The sequence below is a fragment of the Allobosea sp. 2RAB26 genome (assembly GCF_052115465.1).
Classification (GTDB): Bacteria; Pseudomonadota; Alphaproteobacteria; order Rhizobiales; family Beijerinckiaceae; genus Allobosea.
Window position 1 is genome coordinate 1 of the sequence record NZ_JBFRGS010000085.1, and the last position, 528, is coordinate 528.

Annotated in this window: 1 protein-coding gene; it reads right to left on the bottom strand. The window is 61.6% G+C overall.

What is annotated here, in order from left to right:
* A partial coding sequence (locus tag AB4118_RS34130; protein WP_441493914.1) for an amino acid ABC transporter ATP-binding protein occupies positions 1-518 on the bottom strand: 518 nt, incomplete at its 3' end.
* Positions 519-528: the final 10 nt, after the last annotated feature.

The following is a 528-nucleotide window of genomic DNA, read 5'->3' on the forward strand; positions in this document are numbered from 1 at the left end:
TCGAGCGCCGAGGTCGGCTCGTCGAACAGCATGATCTTCGGGCTCATGCAGAGCGAGCGCGCGATCGCGACGCGCTGCTGCTGGCCGCCCGAGAGCTGGCCCGGGTATTTCAGCGCCTGCTCGGGGATCTTCACGCGCTTGAGATAGTGCATGCCGATCTCCTCGGCATCCTTCTTCGGCATCTTGCGCACCCAGATCGGGGCGAGCGTCAGGTTCTCCAGGATCGTCAGATGCGGGAACAGGTTGAAGTGCTGGAAGACCATGCCGACATCGCGGCGGATCTCGTCGATCTTCTTCAGATCATTGGTCAGCTCGGTGCCGTCGACGATGATCTGGCCCTTCTGGTGTTCCTCGAGCCGGTTGATGCAACGGATCATCGTCGACTTGCCCGAGCCTGAGGGTCCGCAGATCACCAGCTTCTCGCCGCGCGCCACCTTCAGGTTGATGTCGCGCAAGACATGGAACTCGCCATACCACTTGTTGACCCCGATCATCTCCACGGCCGTATCCGTGTTCAGGGAGGTCTGC